The sequence below is a fragment of the Arthrobacter sp. Y3221157 genome (genome assembly GCF_059089865.1).
Genome location: NZ_JBNHFD010000249.1, coordinates 1 through 290, shown reverse-complemented (window position 1 = coordinate 290; position 290 = coordinate 1). Strand labels below are relative to the sequence as shown.

Annotated in this window: 1 pseudogene; it reads left to right on the top strand. The window is 65.2% G+C overall.

Annotated features, from left to right (window positions below):
• Positions 1 to 290, top strand: a pseudogene (locus AC5RTT_RS20875) (glucose-6-phosphate dehydrogenase); the annotation flags it as partial.

The following is a 290-nucleotide window of genomic DNA, read 5'->3' as shown; positions in this document are numbered from 1 at the left end:
CCCGCCGGACGCGGTGTTCCGGATCGACCACTACCTGGGTAAGGAAACGGTCCAGAACATCCTGGCGCTGCGGTTCGCGAACCAGCTGTTTGAGCCGCTGTGGAACGCGAACTATGTGGACCATGTCCAGATCACCATGGCGGAGGACATCGGCACCGGCGGCCGGGCGGGGTATTACGACGGCGTGGGCGCTGCCCGCGACGTGATCCAGAACCACTTGCTGCAGCTGCTGGCCCTGACCGCGATGGAGGAGCCCATCTCCTTCAACGCCGATGACCTGCGCGCGGAGA